This window comes from Bacillus hominis (assembly GCF_018332515.1).
Taxonomy (GTDB): Bacteria; Bacillota; Bacilli; order Bacillales; family Bacillaceae_G; genus Bacillus_A; species Bacillus_A hominis.
Genome location: NZ_BOQD01000064.1, coordinates 1 through 15,281, shown reverse-complemented (window position 1 = coordinate 15,281; position 15,281 = coordinate 1). Strand labels below are relative to the sequence as shown.

Genomic DNA, 15,281 nt, shown 5'->3' with positions numbered 1-15,281 from the left:
TGCATGGTTTCATGCATCAAGACTCGTTTCATATTGTACTGAAAGGAGTGGTGATTGAGAGTGAAGAAAATCGCGAGTGTATTAATGGCTATCATTCTTTTATTTAGTATAGCTGGGTGCTCATCACCAAAAAAAGAAACGGCGAAAAAGGTAAAGAGTAGTAGTGAGGAACGTGTTATTGCAACTACAGTCGCCGTGACTGAAATTATGGATGCGTTAGAAGTAGATTTAATTGGTGTTCCGACTAGTTATAAAACATTACCGAAGCGTTATAAAGGCTTACCGGATGTTGGAAATCCGATGAGCCCTGATATGGAAAAAGTAAAATCAATGAAACCATCAGAAGTATTATCTGTTACGACGCTTGAATATGAGTTGAAGCCAGTTTTTAATGAAGCGGGCATTAAAGCAAACTTTTTAAATTTAACGAGTTTAAAAAACATGCAAAACTCAATTACAGAACTCGGTAAAAAATATGGGCGTGAGAAACAGGCTGAAGCAGTTGTAACAAAGTTTGATAACAAGGTTGCAGACATTCAAAAACAAGTAAAAGGGAAGAAAGAACCGACAGTCCTTATTTTACTTGGAGTGCCTGGAAGTTATTTAGTTGCGACAGAACACTCATATATTGGGGATTTAGTAAAACAACTAGGTGGTAAAAATATCGTGCAAGGTGAGAAAGTAGAGTATTTAGCTTCTAACACAGAGTATTTAAAAAAAGCTGACCCAGATATTATTTTACGTGCAGCACATGGTATGCCAGATGAAGTTGTGAAAATGTTTGATAAGGAATTTAAAACGAATGATATTTGGAAGCATTTTGCCGCAGTTAAAAATAATAGAGTTTACGATTTGGAAGAGCGTTTATTTGGAACAACAGGGAATTTAGCGGCTCTTGAAGCTCTAGATGAATTAAAGAAAATGATGTATCCATGATGCATGTATAGATAAAGGAAGATTGAGATGAATAAAAAATTTTGGAGTTTCTTCATCGTCACAGTATTACTAGTTATTATGACTACTGTATCTGCTGTGAAAGGTAGTTTAGAAATAGGTGTCATTGATCTTTTACAAGGTATATTTACAGGGACAAATGAAGATGTTGAAGTCATTAAAGATTTACGTTTCCCGCGCATTATTATTGCACTTTTCACTGGAGCAGCACTTGCTGTTTCTGGTGTGCTTTTCCAAGCAGTTATGAAAAATCCACTTGCGGATGCTGGGGTTATCGGGATATCTTCGGGGGCCAGTTTTATGACGCTTGTTATTATTACGCTATTTCCTCAGTTCTTTTTCTGGACACCACTATTCGCATTTTTAGGCGGTGCGTTTGCTTGTTATCTCGTTTATTCGTTTTCTTGGAAATCAGGTTTAAGTCCGCTACGCATCATTTTAATCGGTATTGCGATTAATGCGATGTTTACTGGTTTAAATGAATCTTTCGTTACGATTTGCGGATATTTTATTAAAAGTATTAAACAGACGACAACATCTAATATAACAATGAAGACATGGAGCGATGTGGAAGTACTTGTTACATATGGATCAATTGGCCTTATACTTGCACTGTTTGTAGGGGCATGGTGTAATTTATTATCTTTACAAGATAAAACGGCTAAAAACCTTGGACTTCACGTGACGAGGGTACGCCTTATCATTTCTGCCATTGCTGTGCTTTTAGCAGCTGTATCAACTGCAATTGCGGGCGTTATCGCTTTTGTTGGGTTACTTATCCCGCATATTTCAAGGCAATTGGTTGGATCAGATCATAAAGTACTTATTCCATTTTCAGCCCTTGCAGGTGCGTTATTAATTTTAACAGCGGACACAATTGGCAGGCTTATCGTACCGCCTAATGAAATTCCAGCGGCAACGATTATGGCAGTTATCGGTGGTCCGTTCTTAATATTCTTGCTTAGAAAGAGTGATCGAGTTCATGGAAATTAAAAATGTAACCTTTTCTTATGATAATGTAACGGATCGTTTAAAGTCTGTTAGTAGTGAAATAGAGCTTGGAAAAATTACAACAATTATTGGTCCAAATGGTTGTGGGAAATCAACATTACTAGGTGTTATGTCGCGAAATCATAATCCCCGTAGTGGAGAAGTAATGCTAGATGGGAAAGCTATTAGTCAGTATAAGCCGAAAGAATTTGCTAGAAAGCTAGCGGTCGTTCATCAGCAAAATGAGGCGCCAGCAGATATTACAGTTGAAAAATTGACGAGTTTTGGGCGTATGCCATATAAAAATATTTTTTCTACACAAACTGACGAGGATAGCGAAGCAATCGAAAGAGCATTGACGTGTACGAGACTGCAAGATAAGCGTGATAAGCCAATACATGCATTATCTGGTGGAGAAAGGCAACGTGTTTGGATTGCGATGACTTTAGCGCAAAATACGCCCATGCTGTTTTTAGACGAACCGACGACGTATTTAGATATTTACTATCAGCTTGAAATATTAGAGTTAGTGAAAGAGTTAAATGAAGTACATGGTTTAACGATTGTTATGGTATTACATGACATTAATCAAGCGATCCGTTATAGCGATCATATTATCGTTATGAAAGATGGAGAAATAGTTACGAAAGGTACGCCAAATGATGTTGTAACAGAAGATATGATTAAGAACATATATGGCGTAGAGGTCGTTGTGAAATACGATGAAGATACAGGGTTGTATATGGTACCAATGGGGATTTGATAGGCGGCTAAATCCCTTTGGAAATCCGTTTTGAGGTGATAATTTGAGCGGCAAGAAAGAAAAGAAAAAGAATTCCTTTTTTCAAAGAATACTTACAGTTGTTTTTTTAGGCATCTTTTTCTACTCCGTATATGAATTAGGCGGGATGTTTATGGATTACTATGAAAATCGAAAAGTAATGGCTGAAGCGCAAGATATTTATCAAAGGAGTCCGATGGAAGAAAAGTCATCAGATGGAGCAGTACGTGCGCAGTTTCAAGCTTTACAAAAAATTAATCCAGAAATAGTTGGATGGATTACGATGGATGATACGCAAATTAATTATCCGATTGTTCAAGCGAAAGATAATGATTACTATTTGTATCGTAATTATAAAGGCGAGGATATGAGGGCAGGCAGTATTTTTATGGATCATCGCAACGATATGAAATCGCAAAATCGAAATACGATTTTATACGGACATCGTATGAAAGACGGTTCTATGTTTGGGAGTCTTAAAAAAATGCTAGAAGAAGATTTTTTTATGTCTCATCGTAAATTGTATTACGATACTTTGTTTGAAGGATACGATGTAGAAGTATTTTCAGTATATACAACGACAACTGATTTCTATTATATTGAAACGGATTTTGGAAGCGATGAAGACTATGCATCTTTTCTAGAAAAAATTAAGGATAGGTCACTCTATAAACCAGATACAAAAGTGACAGCGGATGATCAAATTTTAACACTTTCAACGTGTGATTATGCACTGGATCCAGAGGCTGGTAGACTAGTCGTGCATGCGAAGTTGGTGAAAAGAAGTTGAAAAAAGAAAAGGTATAGAAGTAGAGAAGATGTATTACTTCTCATACTTCTATACCAATTACTAAAACCGAATTTATTGAGCCGCAGCAATTGGCATGCGGACAATTTTAACATCATAGAATGAGATTTTATTATCGATAATAAAGTCTGGTAATCCACCGCGGTGTGAATGTGCATCTTTAAAGGCAGTGCTCTTCGTCCAACCCTGAAAATCTTCTTTTGCATTCCAACGAGTGCTAATCGTCACTTCGTCATAATCAACTGTATTTTCAGTTAGAAGAACTTCTAATCCTAAGAAACCGGGCATCGTTTCAACTTTACCTACTTTATTAAAGCGCTCAATTAATTTATGTGCGTCACCCTTCGTAATTTTAGATGTATTTGTAACAATAATCATTTCTTTATTCCTCCTATAAATCTACCATTATTTTCATCGTTTCATATACTTTAAATGATAATGAATTTCATTATCGTTGTCAATTATAATTATAGTTTTTATATAAATAAATAGCAGTTATGCTAGGAAATGAGCTAGTTGTACTAGCAAAGCAATAATATGGTATAGTGAAACGAGGCTGTTTTTCAGCCTCGTTTTTTAAATGCTTCCTATTAATAGAAAGCATTCAAATGGAAAGGAAGACATTACATGCGATCTGAAGTAACTATAAAAATAAAACCGAAGTTTATAAAAGAAATTAAAAGTGGATATCCACTTATTTTAAAAGATGCAATTCAAAATTTAAATGATGTACGTGAAGAAGGGACAATCATCAAAGTAGTAGATGAGAAGAACCAATTTATCGGAAAAGGCTATTATGGAAAACAAAATAAAGGGTATGGCTGGATTTTAACGAGAAAAGAGAAAGAGCAAATTAATCAGGATTTCTTTGAAAGTAAAATAAAATCTGCTTTACATAAACGAAAACATTTTTATAAGTCAAATGACACAACGGCATTCCGTGCCCTAAATGGCGAAGGTGATGGCCTTGGCGGTTTAATCATCGATTATTATGATGGTTATTATGTAGTGAGCTGGTATAGTGAAGGAATCTATACTTTTAGAGATGAAATCATAGCGGCGCTTCAAAAAGTAGCAAACTTTAAAGGTATTTATGAGAAAAAGCGTTTTGATACGAAAGGGAAATACATTGAAGGTGATGATTTCGTAGCAGGAGAGCGCGGTGAGTTCCCACTTATCGTAAAAGAGAATGGTGTGAACTTTGCAGTATATTTAAATGACGGGGCGATGGTTGGTGTATTTTTAGATCAGCGTAACGTTCGAAAACAAATTCGCGATAAGTATGCACAAGGAAGAACTGTTTTAAATATGTTCTCTTATACTGGGGCTTTCTCTGTATTTGCAGCGCTTGGCGGCGCAAGTAAAACAACGAGTGTTGACCTTGCAAATCGTAGTTTAAGTAAAACGATTGAGCAGTTTAGTGTAAATGAAATTGATTACGAAGCACAAGATATTATTGTAGAAGATGTATTTCTTTACTTTAAATATGCAGCTAAGAAAAAGATGAAATTTGATATGGTTGTACTAGATCCACCGAGTTTTGCACGTTCGAAAAAATATACATTTAGTGCAGCGAAAGATTATAAAAATTTATTAAAAGAAACAATTGCCATTACAGAAAATAACGGTATTATCGTGGCTTCTACAAATTGCAGTGCATTCGATATGAAAAAGTTTAAAGGCTTTATCGATACTGCATTTAAAGAAATGAACGGTAAGTATAAAATATTAGAAGAACATTCTTTACCGGAAGATTTTCGTACAATTGATCAGTTTAAAGAAGGAGACTATTTAAAAGTAGTTTTCATCGAGAAAATTAAAGGTTAATAAAGAAAAAGGAGCTCGAGTTTACTTGAGCTCCTTTTTCTTATTGAACGATATTTTGGACTCTACCAACTTGCCCGTCCTGCAATCGTACTTTAATACCGTGCGGATGAGAAGGTGAGTTAGTTAAAATATCTTTTACAATTCCACGTGTTAATTTGCCAGTTCGTTGATCTTGTTTTAACACAATATCAACTTCAAGACCTGATGCGATGTTAGATCGTTTTTGCCCGTTCATTTATACACCTGTACGTCTACGTTGGTTGTTTGTTTTCTTCGTTTGTTGGTTTTGTAATTTTTTCGTTGCTTGGCTTTGATTTCCATTATTTGAACTGTTTCCATTTCCTTGCTTTTTCTTCGCAAGTTGTTCGCGCATTAAATCAGCTAAGCTTACTTTTTTGTTTTCTGACATGATAAGTCTCCTTTATATAAAGTTAATTATGAACAATAGTAGTGAATTTCATCATATCATTGTTAAGGAAGGAAGGGAAGTTGGTTTGAAAATTCATATAATTCTTTCCAGCATTCATTCGTTACGATACAATTGAATTGTTAATGTTTGTAAAAAAGGGGATAGATATATGTCACATCATATTTTATTAGTTGAAGACGATATCTCAATTCAAGAGATGGTTGAAAAGTACTTGGTAAAAGAAGGCTTTCAAATTACAATCGCATCTGATGGTGAAGAAGGCGTATCATCCTTTTTAAAATCATCATTTGATTTAATTATTCTTGATATTATGATGCCGAAGTTAGATGGATTAGAGGTTGTAAGAATTATTCGTGAGAAGAGTGCTGTTCCGATTTTAATGATGTCGGCAAAAGATACAGATGTTGATAAAGCTGTTGGATTAGGACTTGGAGCAGATGACTATATTTGTAAGCCGTTTTCTATGATTGAACTAGCTGCACGTGTAAAAGCGGGTATTCGGAGGTCTACAAAGTATTCAGCTGTGGAATCAAAAGATGAGGCCATTCAGATTGGTGATTTAATAATTGACCCAATTAATTTTACTGTGGAGAAAAAGGGAAGACAGCTTAAACTTACTTTAAAAGAATTTGAGATTTTAAAGCTATTCGTGAAGAATCAAAATCGTGTTTTTACGAAAGCGCAAATATATACGCTTGTTTGGAATGAAGAATATTATGGTGATGATAATGTTATTAATGTTCATATGAGAAGATTACGTGAGAAAATTGAAAGTGATCCATCTAATCCAGAATATATTAAAACATTATGGGGCATCGGCTATAAGTTGGAAGTGATGTAGTATGGTTGTATTTTTAACAGTGGTGATTATTATATTGCTGATCGTTATTTACGTGCAATATAAAATTAGGAAAAATAGTAGTAGGAATTTACGCTACACGTATGAGAAGTTAAATCGAATTGTAAAAGAACAAACTGGTGAGAAGCTATTAATTATGACAGATGATCTAGAATTACAAAAGTTATTAGTAGCAATTAATCAATTATTAGATGCTAAACAGAAAACGAATGCAGATCATGCGAAAGTAGAAATTTCGATGAGAAAAATGCTTTCAAATATTTCACATGATTTAAAAACACCACTAACCGTTATTCTTGGATATACTGAAATGTTAAATAAGGATAAAACGATAAATGAAGAAGAGCAGCAAATATTACTTGAAAAAGTGCATGTAAAAACACTAGAAGTGATGGAACTGATTCATAAGTTTTTTGATTTGGCAAAATTAGAATCTGGTGACAAGGCAATCGAGATAACAAAAGTAAATATGAATGAAGTTTGTCGCGAAAAGATTTTATCTTTTTATGATTTAGTGACGACGAAAGGTTTTCATGTTCATATCGATATACCAGAAAGAAATATATATGCACTTGGAAATGTAGACGTATTAGGCAGAGTGTTGAATAATTTAATATCAAATGCGATTACATATGGAGACGATGGAAAGACACTCGGTATGACGTTAAGAGATGATGAAACGAGTGTGTATATAGACGTATGGGATAAAGGGAAAGGAATTGATGAATCTCATATTGATAAAGTGTTTGAGCGTATGTACACACTTGAAGATTCGAGAAATAGATTGTACCAAGGAAGCGGTCTAGGGTTAACGATTACGAAAAGACTTGTGGAAGCGATGGATGGAGAAATTCATCTTTCTAGTAAGCCGTATGAAAAAACAATTTTTACAGTTGTATTAACAAAGATGCAGTTTTAGCTTGTAGAGAAGTAGATTCTACAAGCTTTTTTGAACGTAAGGAATTTGTAAGGAACGGGTAAGAAAAAAGAGATTTCCGTTGTCTATTATAGAAATATAGAGCGGTGCGAAAGGGGAAAGTGACATGACATATATATTAAAAACGAACCAGCTAACAAAAGTGTTTAAAGGGAAAGAAGTTATTTCTAGTGTTAATATGCATGTGAAAAAAGGAGAGATATATGGTTTTTTAGGACCGAATGGTGCGGGTAAAACGACGATTATGAAAATGATGACAAATTTAATAAAACCGACGAGCGGTGATATTGAAATTTTCGGTGAGAAGTTAACAGACACATCCTATGAAGTATTAAAGAGAATGGGGACAATTATTGAATATCCAATCTTTTATGATAAATTAACGGCGAAGGAAAATCTGGATTTACATTGTGAATATATGGGGTATTACGATAAGAACGCAATTAATCATGCTTTAAATTTAGTGAAACTGCACGGCATAGACAATAAAAAAGTAAAAGATTTTTCATTAGGGATGAAACAACGACTCGGTATTGCAAGAGCGATTATGACAAAGCCAGAGCTACTTATTTTAGATGAACCAATTAACGGTTTAGATCCAATTGGTATTAAAGAATTACGAGATTTATTTAAAATGCTTTGCAAAGAATATGGCATTACTTTATTAGTTTCTAGTCATATTTTAGGCGAGATGGAACAAATGGCAGATACAATTGGTGTTATTCAAAATGGGAAACTAATAAAAGAAGTTTCAATGAAGAGTATTAATGGAAAACAAACAGAGTACATTGAAATCACTGTTCCTGATGTGAAACATGCAGCTTATATTTTAGAAGATAAAATCGGTATAAAAAATTACAAAATAATGAGTGGAAACATGATTCGTGTGTATGAAGTGGCGGTGACGCAGCAAGCCATTTCAAAAGCACTGATTATGAACGATGTAGAAATTGAAAGTATTAATAAGAAACATAGTTCGTTAGAAGAATATTTCTTAAACGTAATGGATGGAGAAGGCATACACGCTTAATGTAACTTCAGCGAGGGGGATATGATCATGAATGCATTAATACTAAATCTTATAGCTGGATTTATCGTAATACTCATAAGCGGCATCTTATATTATAAAAAGCCAGAACGGAAATGGGTTTTAATTTTTCTAGTAATAGGGGTATTAAGCGTAATTACTGCTGGAATTAGAATGTTAGTAGCATAGAGACAGTTATATTAGTAATGGAGGCGTGGTTTGTATGCTTAGATTAATGAAGCTCGAATGGAAGAATATGCTTAGATTAATGAAGCTCGAATGGAAGAAACATCAACTATCTAGTTATTTTAAAGGGGTAGCAATTTGTATTATAGCAATTTTTGCAGCGGTAAGTCTTATGGGGTTGGGAGCGAAAGGTGAAGGAGATGCGGCGCTCACTGATTTTACAAAATATATGACCTTAGCAAACATCTTTATTAGGATGACATTTCTTATTTTTAGTTCGGTCATTTTATCACGTTTAGTAATTGATGAGTATAAGAACAAAACAATGCAATTATTGTTTATGTACCCACTGCAAAGGAAAATGTTAATGAGGGCGAAATTAACAATTGTTTTTAGTTTTTGCTTTGTGAGCATGATTATCGCTACTTTCATTATTAGTTTGCTCATATTTTTTATGAATCCAATGATGGGAGTAATTGAAACGCCTGTTACGATGGGCGAAATAATAGCTACCGTTCCGACTACTTTTATAAGTGCATTTATGATATCTGGTATAAGTTTAATTCCTTTATTCTTTGGAATGAGAAAGAAATCGACACCGACAACGATTACTTCTGCAGTAATAATCGGGATGATAATGAACAGTAACATTGGAAACAATCAAGTAAGTTTTTATAATTTTATAGCTATCCCAATAGTGCTCTGTTTATTAGGGATTTTTATTAGTTATCTGTCGTATCGTAAAATCGACAAGGTTGATGTGGCGTAAAGCAATCTTAAAAAAACAACGAGCTAAGAAAGATAAAAATACAGAAAAGATACAAGAAGGAACCATTGGTGATGCAACAAACGAAGTGAAGATTTTAAGTGAAACAGGGGCAATCTATATTGATTAAGTCTTAACCGGGAGGAGGACCATAATGCTACGTCTTATGAAGCTAGAACTGAAAAAATTTAAGATCGGATGGTATGTGAAGAGAGCGGTTATTGCAAATCTCGTCATACTGGCATTATTGATCTTTGTTAGCATCGTTTCTCAAATAGAAGGAGATCCAGAAATAAGGGATCCGCAGGCGATTTTGTTAATGGCTAGTGCAATAGTAAGAGCAACATTTATTATTTTTGGTGCTGTACTAATAGCTAAGTTAATAATTGATGAATATAAAAACAAAACAATATTATTGATGTTTTCTTATCCAATTAATCGAAAGAAAATAATGATTAGTAAGTTGGCTATTGCAGCAATAGTAACATTCATAACAGTTATTTTATCTAATATTTTTGTAGTAGGAATTTTCATTGGAATAGATAGTTATTTTTCGATTCTTTCTAATCCATTTACAGTAGATCAATTGATTCAAGAAGGGATAAATCTCGTTCCTTTAGCCATTGCCACTGCTGGAATAAGCTTAATTCCTCTATACTTCGGAATGCGTAAACGTTCAGTGCCAACTACTATTGTTTCGTCTATTATCGTTGTACTAATTGCAATTAATAACCCACCAATATTTCCTATAGCGACCTTTCTTCCCCTTCAACTAGCATTTGCAGCGATTGGAGTTGCGATTGCCTATTACGGAATTAAAAATATAGAGAGGGAAGATGTAACAGTGTGAGAAGAATAAGAAAAAAGAGTTGGCGTTACACCAACTCTTTTTTGCATATGTATGCTTCGTTACTACTCTTTAAATTTGTAGTGTTTACTTAAATATTCTTGAACTTCTGGAGAAATGTTAAAGTTATTAGGACTTTTATATTCGATAGTAAACTCTCCATCTTCACTTGTTTCAAAGGCGATTGCATAGTTATCCATTTTAGAATCGTAAGAAGTATTTTTGACTTTCGCGTCTAGATTAAAGTATTTTGTAATATAATTTTTTGATTCTGTAATTGCTGTTTGTTTTCCCCAAGGGGTACCATAATATGTGAAATAAATAGATACACTGATAACTCCAATAATAGAAGTTAGTAAAACAGTTCCCATAGCTATTTTTTTATTTTTTGTATTCAATTTGGTTGCCCTCCTCATAATATGTATTTATTTTAACTTATTTTTTCCATTAAACAACCATTTAGCAAGAAATAGTTTCACATGAAACAAGTTACAGAAAAAGACAAGGTGCGTAAACACCTTGTCTTTTTCTGTCGTTACATTTTAGGAGCTTCCATTCCAGCGGCAGCCCATTCTTCTTTTGCAGGACCGTATACGCCAGGAACTGTTAAGCCAGCTTGTCGCATTAAAACAGTCATTTGTCCGCGGTGGTGATTTTGATGATTAATGAGTGTCATTAAAAATGCAGAATTCGGCATAGGACGGCCAAAGAAGTCATTAATAGTTGCTAAATCTTTATCTGTCCACTCACTTTGAAGTGCTTCAACAAAAGCAGCATTTACTTTACGATACCCATCTGCAATTGTTTTTGCTGAAGTTGGCACAGGATAATCTTTCGTTTCTTCTTCAAATTTTAGTCCTGTTCCAGATAGCATAACTGGAATTGCCGTAACGATATGCCAAGCAACTCGTCCTAAAGTCCAGTGCCCAGGTGCAATTTCTTGTGATAAAGATTCATCTGTTAATGCATCTAGCATCTTCTGAGTAGAATCAGCCTCGTATTTCCATGATTGTAAAAAGCCTTCAATTGTTTGGTACATGTTTATCCCTCCTAGTTATGTTCATAGGTTAAGTTCGAGATACTTGATTTATTCCCTTTTGATAGAAAAAATTTCATTACATATTGCTACAATGTAAAAATAATTAGAAAATATTTGTAAAAGTGTCAGAAAATCGATCTATTCATTTTTTATATGTTTTATGTACAAAGCTTATATTAATTTTATGCCATAATAGAAAAGCCAGCTTCATATAATGAAACTGGTTTTTAATTAACATTCTTCCCACTCTTCCTCATCAGCCATAAGAAGTATGGCGCTCCAAGTACCGCGACAACAAGACCAGAAGGAATTTCTTTCGGATATGCAATCGTTCGTCCGAGTAAGTCTGCAATAGGCAGAAGGATTGCTCCAAATAGAGCTGAACAAACGAATAGCCTTTGATGATTCATACCAACAACGATTCGCGCTAAGTGCGGTGCAACAAGGCCTAAAAAGGCAATAGTACCGACAGCAGCGATATTGACTGATGCAAGTAGTGTCGCTAAAACAATTAGAGCAAGGCGTGTTTTATTTACAGGCTGTCCAAGTCCTGTTGCTAAATCATCGCCAAGCACAAGAACATCAAGTTGTTTCATTAAGAAAAATATAATTGGTACGAGAATGAGTGATGGGTATAGAATGATATTTTCTAAGTGATTCCAACCTCTTGCGTATGTGCTTCCTGATAGCCAAGTTAAAGCAGCAGCGACGTTCAAATTCGCTCTAACGATAAAGAGTTGAATAATTGCCGAGCCAAGCGCTGAAATTCCGATTCCAATTAAGGCAAGAGCTGTTGGACTAAATCCTGATTTCCATGAGAAAAAGAGGACAATTCCAACTGCAAGTAGCCCGCCGATAAATGCACCAATTGGTAAGAAGAAACCAGGAAGTGTAGGGAAGACATACATAATTGTTAAAGCTCCTACACCCGCTCCAGACGAAATTCCGATAATAGATGGATCAGCAAGTGGGTTTCGTAATATGCCTTGGAAAACAAGTCCGCTTATCGCAAGACATGCTCCAGCGATAGCGGCAACGAGCATTCTTGGTAAGCGAAGATTCATCATCATATTTTTATCGAATTGTGTTAATTGGCCTGTTAAGGCGTTGGTTATACTTTCGATATAAGAGTTACTACCGATTGTAACGCCAAGAGCAATCGTTACAATGCAAAGTGTGATAGATATCATAATTACCTTTTTATAAGAGTAGTAGCGGGAACTAGCTCCAGCTGCATTCGCACCATTATCATTCATATATTGTTTTGATTTCATCATTCGATACACTAAATAAATAAGCCAAGGTGATCCAATCATTGCTGTAACTGCTCCGACAGGAAGTTCGGCACCAGTTGGATCTATTAATCTACCAACAACGTCTGCTCCTAGCAATAATATTGCTCCCCATAAGAAAGAGGAGAGAAGAAGTGTAAAGTGTTGACGATAACCAATAAGGCGCACTAAATGTGGTGCGACTAAGCCGACAAAGCCAATCGGTCCAACAACAGTTACAATTACTGCTGTTAAAAAAATTGTAGCGATGAACGCGATAAACCGTGTTACTGCTGTTTTCTCTCCAAGTGAAACAGCTACATCATCGCCGAGTAAGAGGATATTAAGCTTACGTGACATGAATAGTAAAACTAGGAAAGAAAAAACAATGAATGGAAATGCGAATTGAACACCGTTCCAGTTATTTTGAATAAGGGATCCAGCTCCCCATAAAAATAAACCGGCTGTTTCATTTTCATAGAAAAGTTGCATCGTTCCAGTAAAAGCTGAAAGCATTAATGTAACGACCATACCAGCTAAAGCCATACGAAGTGGAGTGCCCTTTTTTCCACCAGAAATACGGTACACAAATAAAGCAGTGATTGCACCACCGATAAATGTGAACAGAAGAGAGTTAATTTGTAATCCTTTCGGTAAAAAAATAGTAGCTGTTACTAGAAAGAAATATGCACCAGAATGAATTCCCATTGTACTTGCTTCAGCAAGAGGATTTTTCGTTAAAGTTTGTAAAATTACTCCGGATGCAGCAAGAGCACCTCCAGCTAAAATGGCGACCACAGCTCTAGGTAATCGAAGCATGATTAAAGTTTGATGCTCTAGTGATTGGTTCGGTGAAATAAGAGCATCGATAATCATACTATAGGAAATGTTTGCTTGTCCTTGTCCAATATGAATAAAGAAAAGGAGGAGCAAGAGAGCTCCTCCTCCTCCGAATACAAGACTTGCTCGAAGTGTATGTTGTAAGTTATTCATCGCTTAATCACTTCTTCGCTGTCATTACATCTGCTACTTGTTTTGCTAATGATTTTACAGATTCAGGGCCACCGAAGATCCAAGTGTCACCTTTTAATTTATACATTTTGTTTTCTTTTTTGAACTTTAATTCTTCCCAAGCAGGGTTACCTTTTAATTGACTGTCAAAGACGTTATCTTCATCAGCTACAATGTAAATAAAGTTTGAATCTTGTACACTTTGTAATGATTCTACAGTTGTTTGTTTGAAACCGTCTGGCTCAGATTTTCCAGCTTCAAAAGTATTTGTTAAACCTAATTTTTTTGTAACTTGTAAAGCTACAGAATTATCAGTTAAAATGCGGAATGTTGGTACGTTTTTAGCAGTAAATGCTTGTGCCATTGCGATATTTTTATCTTTTAAGTCTGCTTTTTCAATTTTTTCTTTTGCATCAGCAAATGTTTTATCCATATCAGCTAATACTTTTTTACCTTGTTCTTCTTTTCCAACAGCTTTTGCAATTTGTTTAAATGTTTCTGTCATTTCAGCAAAGTGATCGTTGTTGCTTGTTGATGGATCAAACATAACTGTTGGTGCAATTTGTTCTAATTCATTTTTAATAGCTTTACCACGGAATGATGCAGTGATAATTAAATCTGGTTTTAGACGGCTAATTTCTTCTAAATTCGGTTGTTGACGTGTTCCTACATCTACAACATCTTTACTTGGTTTTGTTTCTGTATTTACCCATTTATTATAATTCTTAATGTCTGCCATCCCTACTGGCTGAACACCAAGTGCTAATAAGTCTTCTGAATATACCCACTCAAGTACAACAACTTTTTTTGCTGGTTTATCTAACTTTGTTTCCCCTTCAGCATGTTTAATTGTTATAGCTTGATTTTTATTGTCCGTTTTTGTTTCTTTTTTCTCCTCTTTCTGTTGCCCGCATCCGACAACGAATAGAAGAACTACCATGAAAATGCTAAGAATTTTCTTCATCTTCTGCCCCCAAATAGATAATTTTCATTTGCAATAAATGATATTGAAAATCGTTATCAATTACAACAACCAAATCATACTATGAGGATATTTTAAGTGTCAATATATTTTTAAAATTTAGACGAAAAATAACGATTTATACGGATTTCGATATGTTGCATTGAAATACATGAATGTATCAAGATTGAAGGAGAGGAAATTCGTTTAATGAAGAAGGCGAAAGTACAAGCGAAAGGAGAAAATATTGCATGTAATAATTATTAGAATGTCAGGAGTAAACCTTTGTTTATAAAAGGTTTGTCTTAGATCGGATAGAGTTGATAGGGGAAATAAAAAGCGATTTTTTATTAGATAGATGCTTTTAAATTAGTTGAATGTATTTAAAATATTGAACAAGAAGGAAGGGATCAACATGTCTTTTGGGCGCAATAACACAAATGGATATTGCGGGTGTAATAATCAAAATGGTGTACATGTTGATTCATGCTGTTTTAGTTGCGATGGGACAGTTCCTAAGCTCGGTCCAACAGGTCCAACAGGTCCAACAGGTCCAACAGGAGCAACAGGTCCAACGGGAGCAACAG

Annotated in this window: 19 protein-coding genes and 1 pseudogene; 13 read left to right on the top strand and 7 right to left on the bottom strand. The window is 34.8% G+C overall.

Annotation, left to right across the window (positions count from 1 at the left end; genetic code table 11):
- The first annotated feature begins 54 nt into the window (after positions 1-54).
- From isdE to srtB, 4 genes are read left to right on the top strand one after another with little or no spacing between them, the layout of a single operon-like run.
- Complete coding sequence (isdE, locus tag KI356_RS08275; RefSeq protein ID WP_212935223.1) at positions 55-936, top strand: heme ABC transporter substrate-binding protein IsdE; 882 nt, start codon at positions 55-57, stop codon at positions 934-936.
- Positions 937-963: 27 nt separating this feature from the next.
- Positions 964-1,947 carry a FecCD family ABC transporter permease gene (locus KI356_RS08270; RefSeq protein WP_002122898.1) on the top strand — a complete coding sequence of 328 codons (984 nt, stop codon included), beginning with the start codon at positions 964-966 and terminating at the stop codon, positions 1,945-1,947.
- Positions 1,937-2,707, top strand: coding sequence for an ABC transporter ATP-binding protein (locus tag KI356_RS08265; RefSeq protein WP_212935222.1), 771 nt, complete (start codon positions 1,937-1,939; stop codon positions 2,705-2,707). The genes KI356_RS08270 and KI356_RS08265 overlap by 11 nt, the downstream gene beginning before the upstream one ends.
- Before the next feature lie 43 nt (positions 2,708-2,750).
- Positions 2,751-3,515: a class B sortase gene (srtB, locus tag KI356_RS08260; RefSeq protein WP_212935221.1), complete on the top strand. Its 765-nt coding sequence runs from the start codon at positions 2,751-2,753 to the stop codon at positions 3,513-3,515.
- 72 nt (positions 3,516-3,587) lie between these two features.
- Here the strand turns inward: srtB and isdG are convergent, their stop codons facing one another.
- Complete coding sequence (gene isdG / locus KI356_RS08255; protein WP_002112144.1) at positions 3,588-3,911, bottom strand: heme oxygenase; 324 nt, start codon at positions 3,909-3,911, stop codon at positions 3,588-3,590.
- 249 nt (positions 3,912-4,160) lie between these two features.
- On the opposite strand from isdG, the gene KI356_RS08250 reads away from it, so the two are divergent.
- Complete coding sequence (locus KI356_RS08250; RefSeq protein WP_212935220.1) at positions 4,161-5,360, top strand: class I SAM-dependent rRNA methyltransferase; 1,200 nt, start codon at positions 4,161-4,163, stop codon at positions 5,358-5,360.
- 40 nt (positions 5,361-5,400) lie between these two features.
- Here the strand turns inward: KI356_RS08250 and KI356_RS08245 are convergent, their stop codons facing one another.
- Both KI356_RS08245 and KI356_RS08240 read right to left on the bottom strand, forming a co-directional pair.
- Positions 5,401-5,595 carry a YwbE family protein gene (locus KI356_RS08245; protein WP_002122891.1) on the bottom strand — a complete coding sequence of 65 codons (195 nt, stop codon included), beginning with the start codon at positions 5,593-5,595 and terminating at the stop codon, positions 5,401-5,403.
- The gene (locus KI356_RS08240) at positions 5,596-5,769 is read right to left on the bottom strand and encodes a hypothetical protein (protein WP_002122890.1); all 174 of its coding nucleotides are present in this window, start codon (positions 5,767-5,769) and stop codon (positions 5,596-5,598) included. It lies immediately after the preceding gene.
- A 169-nt stretch (positions 5,770-5,938) separates the two neighbouring features.
- Between KI356_RS08240 and KI356_RS08235 the strand changes: the two genes are divergently transcribed.
- The 7 genes from KI356_RS08235 to KI356_RS08205 all read left to right on the top strand — a co-directional run bounded on the left by KI356_RS08235 (position 5,939) and on the right by KI356_RS08205 (position 10,415).
- Entirely contained in the window at positions 5,939-6,631 is a 693-nt protein-coding gene (locus KI356_RS08235; RefSeq protein WP_128280787.1) for a response regulator transcription factor, read from the top strand.
- Position 6,632: 1 nt separating this feature from the next.
- On the top strand, positions 6,633-7,568 hold the full coding sequence (locus tag KI356_RS08230) for a HAMP domain-containing histidine kinase (RefSeq protein ID WP_212935219.1): 936 nt from the start codon (positions 6,633-6,635) through the stop codon (positions 7,566-7,568).
- Between the two features lie 124 nt (positions 7,569-7,692).
- Positions 7,693-8,616, top strand: coding sequence for an ABC transporter ATP-binding protein (locus KI356_RS08225; protein ID WP_212935218.1), 924 nt, complete (start codon positions 7,693-7,695; stop codon positions 8,614-8,616).
- A gap of 27 nt (positions 8,617-8,643) precedes the next feature.
- Positions 8,644-8,802, top strand: coding sequence for a hypothetical protein (locus KI356_RS08220; RefSeq protein ID WP_212935236.1), 159 nt, complete (start codon positions 8,644-8,646; stop codon positions 8,800-8,802).
- Positions 8,803-8,869: 67 nt separating this feature from the next.
- Positions 8,870-9,568: an ABC transporter permease gene (locus KI356_RS08215; RefSeq protein WP_212935235.1), complete on the top strand. Its 699-nt coding sequence runs from the start codon at positions 8,870-8,872 to the stop codon at positions 9,566-9,568.
- Positions 9,558-9,695 carry a hypothetical protein gene (locus tag KI356_RS08210; RefSeq protein ID WP_164881558.1) on the top strand — a complete coding sequence of 46 codons (138 nt, stop codon included), beginning with the start codon at positions 9,558-9,560 and terminating at the stop codon, positions 9,693-9,695. The genes KI356_RS08215 and KI356_RS08210 overlap by 11 nt, the downstream gene beginning before the upstream one ends.
- A gap of 24 nt (positions 9,696-9,719) precedes the next feature.
- Positions 9,720-10,415 carry an ABC transporter permease gene (locus KI356_RS08205; protein ID WP_212935217.1) on the top strand — a complete coding sequence of 232 codons (696 nt, stop codon included), beginning with the start codon at positions 9,720-9,722 and terminating at the stop codon, positions 10,413-10,415.
- Positions 10,416-10,477: 62 nt separating this feature from the next.
- Here KI356_RS08205 and KI356_RS08200 read toward each other — a convergent pair whose 3' ends face one another.
- From KI356_RS08200 to KI356_RS08185, 4 genes are all read right to left on the bottom strand, one after another.
- Positions 10,478-10,810: a YfjL-like protein gene (locus KI356_RS08200; RefSeq protein WP_212935216.1), complete on the bottom strand. Its 333-nt coding sequence runs from the start codon at positions 10,808-10,810 to the stop codon at positions 10,478-10,480.
- Between the two features lie 137 nt (positions 10,811-10,947).
- On the bottom strand, positions 10,948-11,451 hold the full coding sequence (locus KI356_RS08195; protein ID WP_212935215.1) for a DinB family protein: 504 nt from the start codon (positions 11,449-11,451) through the stop codon (positions 10,948-10,950).
- A 227-nt stretch (positions 11,452-11,678) separates the two neighbouring features.
- Complete coding sequence (gene fhuB / locus KI356_RS08190) at positions 11,679-13,715, bottom strand: Fe(3+)-hydroxamate ABC transporter permease FhuB (RefSeq protein ID WP_212935214.1); 2,037 nt, start codon at positions 13,713-13,715, stop codon at positions 11,679-11,681.
- Positions 13,716-13,722: 7 nt separating this feature from the next.
- Complete coding sequence (locus KI356_RS08185) at positions 13,723-14,697, bottom strand: ABC transporter substrate-binding protein (RefSeq protein WP_212935213.1); 975 nt, start codon at positions 14,695-14,697, stop codon at positions 13,723-13,725.
- 412 nt (positions 14,698-15,109) lie between these two features.
- Here KI356_RS08185 and KI356_RS08180 point away from each other — a divergent pair.
- A pseudogene (locus tag KI356_RS08180) lies at positions 15,110-15,281 on the top strand (BclA C-terminal domain-containing protein); the annotation flags it as partial.

Bases quoted from the DNA above. Each gene is read 5' to 3' on its own strand.
- KI356_RS08270 (WP_002122898.1), top strand. From the start codon at position 964: ATGAATAAAAAATTTTGGAGTTTCTTCATCGTCACAGTATTACTAGTT.
- KI356_RS08265 (WP_212935222.1), top strand. From the start codon at position 1,937: ATGGAAATTAAAAATGTAACCTTTTCTTATGATAATGTAACGGATCGT.
- isdG (WP_002112144.1), bottom strand. From the start codon at position 3,911: ATGATTATTGTTACAAATACATCTAAAATTACGAAGGGTGACGCACAT.
- KI356_RS08250 (WP_212935220.1), top strand. From the start codon at position 4,161: ATGCGATCTGAAGTAACTATAAAAATAAAACCGAAGTTTATAAAAGAA.
- KI356_RS08245 (WP_002122891.1), bottom strand. From the start codon at position 5,595: ATGAACGGGCAAAAACGATCTAACATCGCATCAGGTCTTGAAGTTGAT.
- KI356_RS08240 (WP_002122890.1), bottom strand. From the start codon at position 5,769: ATGTCAGAAAACAAAAAAGTAAGCTTAGCTGATTTAATGCGCGAACAA.
- KI356_RS08235 (WP_128280787.1), top strand. From the start codon at position 5,939: ATGTCACATCATATTTTATTAGTTGAAGACGATATCTCAATTCAAGAG.
- KI356_RS08230 (WP_212935219.1), top strand. From the start codon at position 6,633: ATGGTTGTATTTTTAACAGTGGTGATTATTATATTGCTGATCGTTATT.
- KI356_RS08225 (WP_212935218.1), top strand. From the start codon at position 7,693: ATGACATATATATTAAAAACGAACCAGCTAACAAAAGTGTTTAAAGGG.
- KI356_RS08220 (WP_212935236.1), top strand. From the start codon at position 8,644: ATGAATGCATTAATACTAAATCTTATAGCTGGATTTATCGTAATACTC.
- KI356_RS08215 (WP_212935235.1), top strand. From the start codon at position 8,870: ATGCTTAGATTAATGAAGCTCGAATGGAAGAAACATCAACTATCTAGT.
- KI356_RS08210 (WP_164881558.1), top strand. From the start codon at position 9,558: ATGTGGCGTAAAGCAATCTTAAAAAAACAACGAGCTAAGAAAGATAAA.
- KI356_RS08205 (WP_212935217.1), top strand. From the start codon at position 9,720: ATGCTACGTCTTATGAAGCTAGAACTGAAAAAATTTAAGATCGGATGG.
- KI356_RS08195 (WP_212935215.1), bottom strand. From the start codon at position 11,451: ATGTACCAAACAATTGAAGGCTTTTTACAATCATGGAAATACGAGGCT.
- fhuB (WP_212935214.1), bottom strand. From the start codon at position 13,715: ATGAATAACTTACAACATACACTTCGAGCAAGTCTTGTATTCGGAGGA.
- KI356_RS08185 (WP_212935213.1), bottom strand. From the start codon at position 14,697: ATGAAGAAAATTCTTAGCATTTTCATGGTAGTTCTTCTATTCGTTGTC.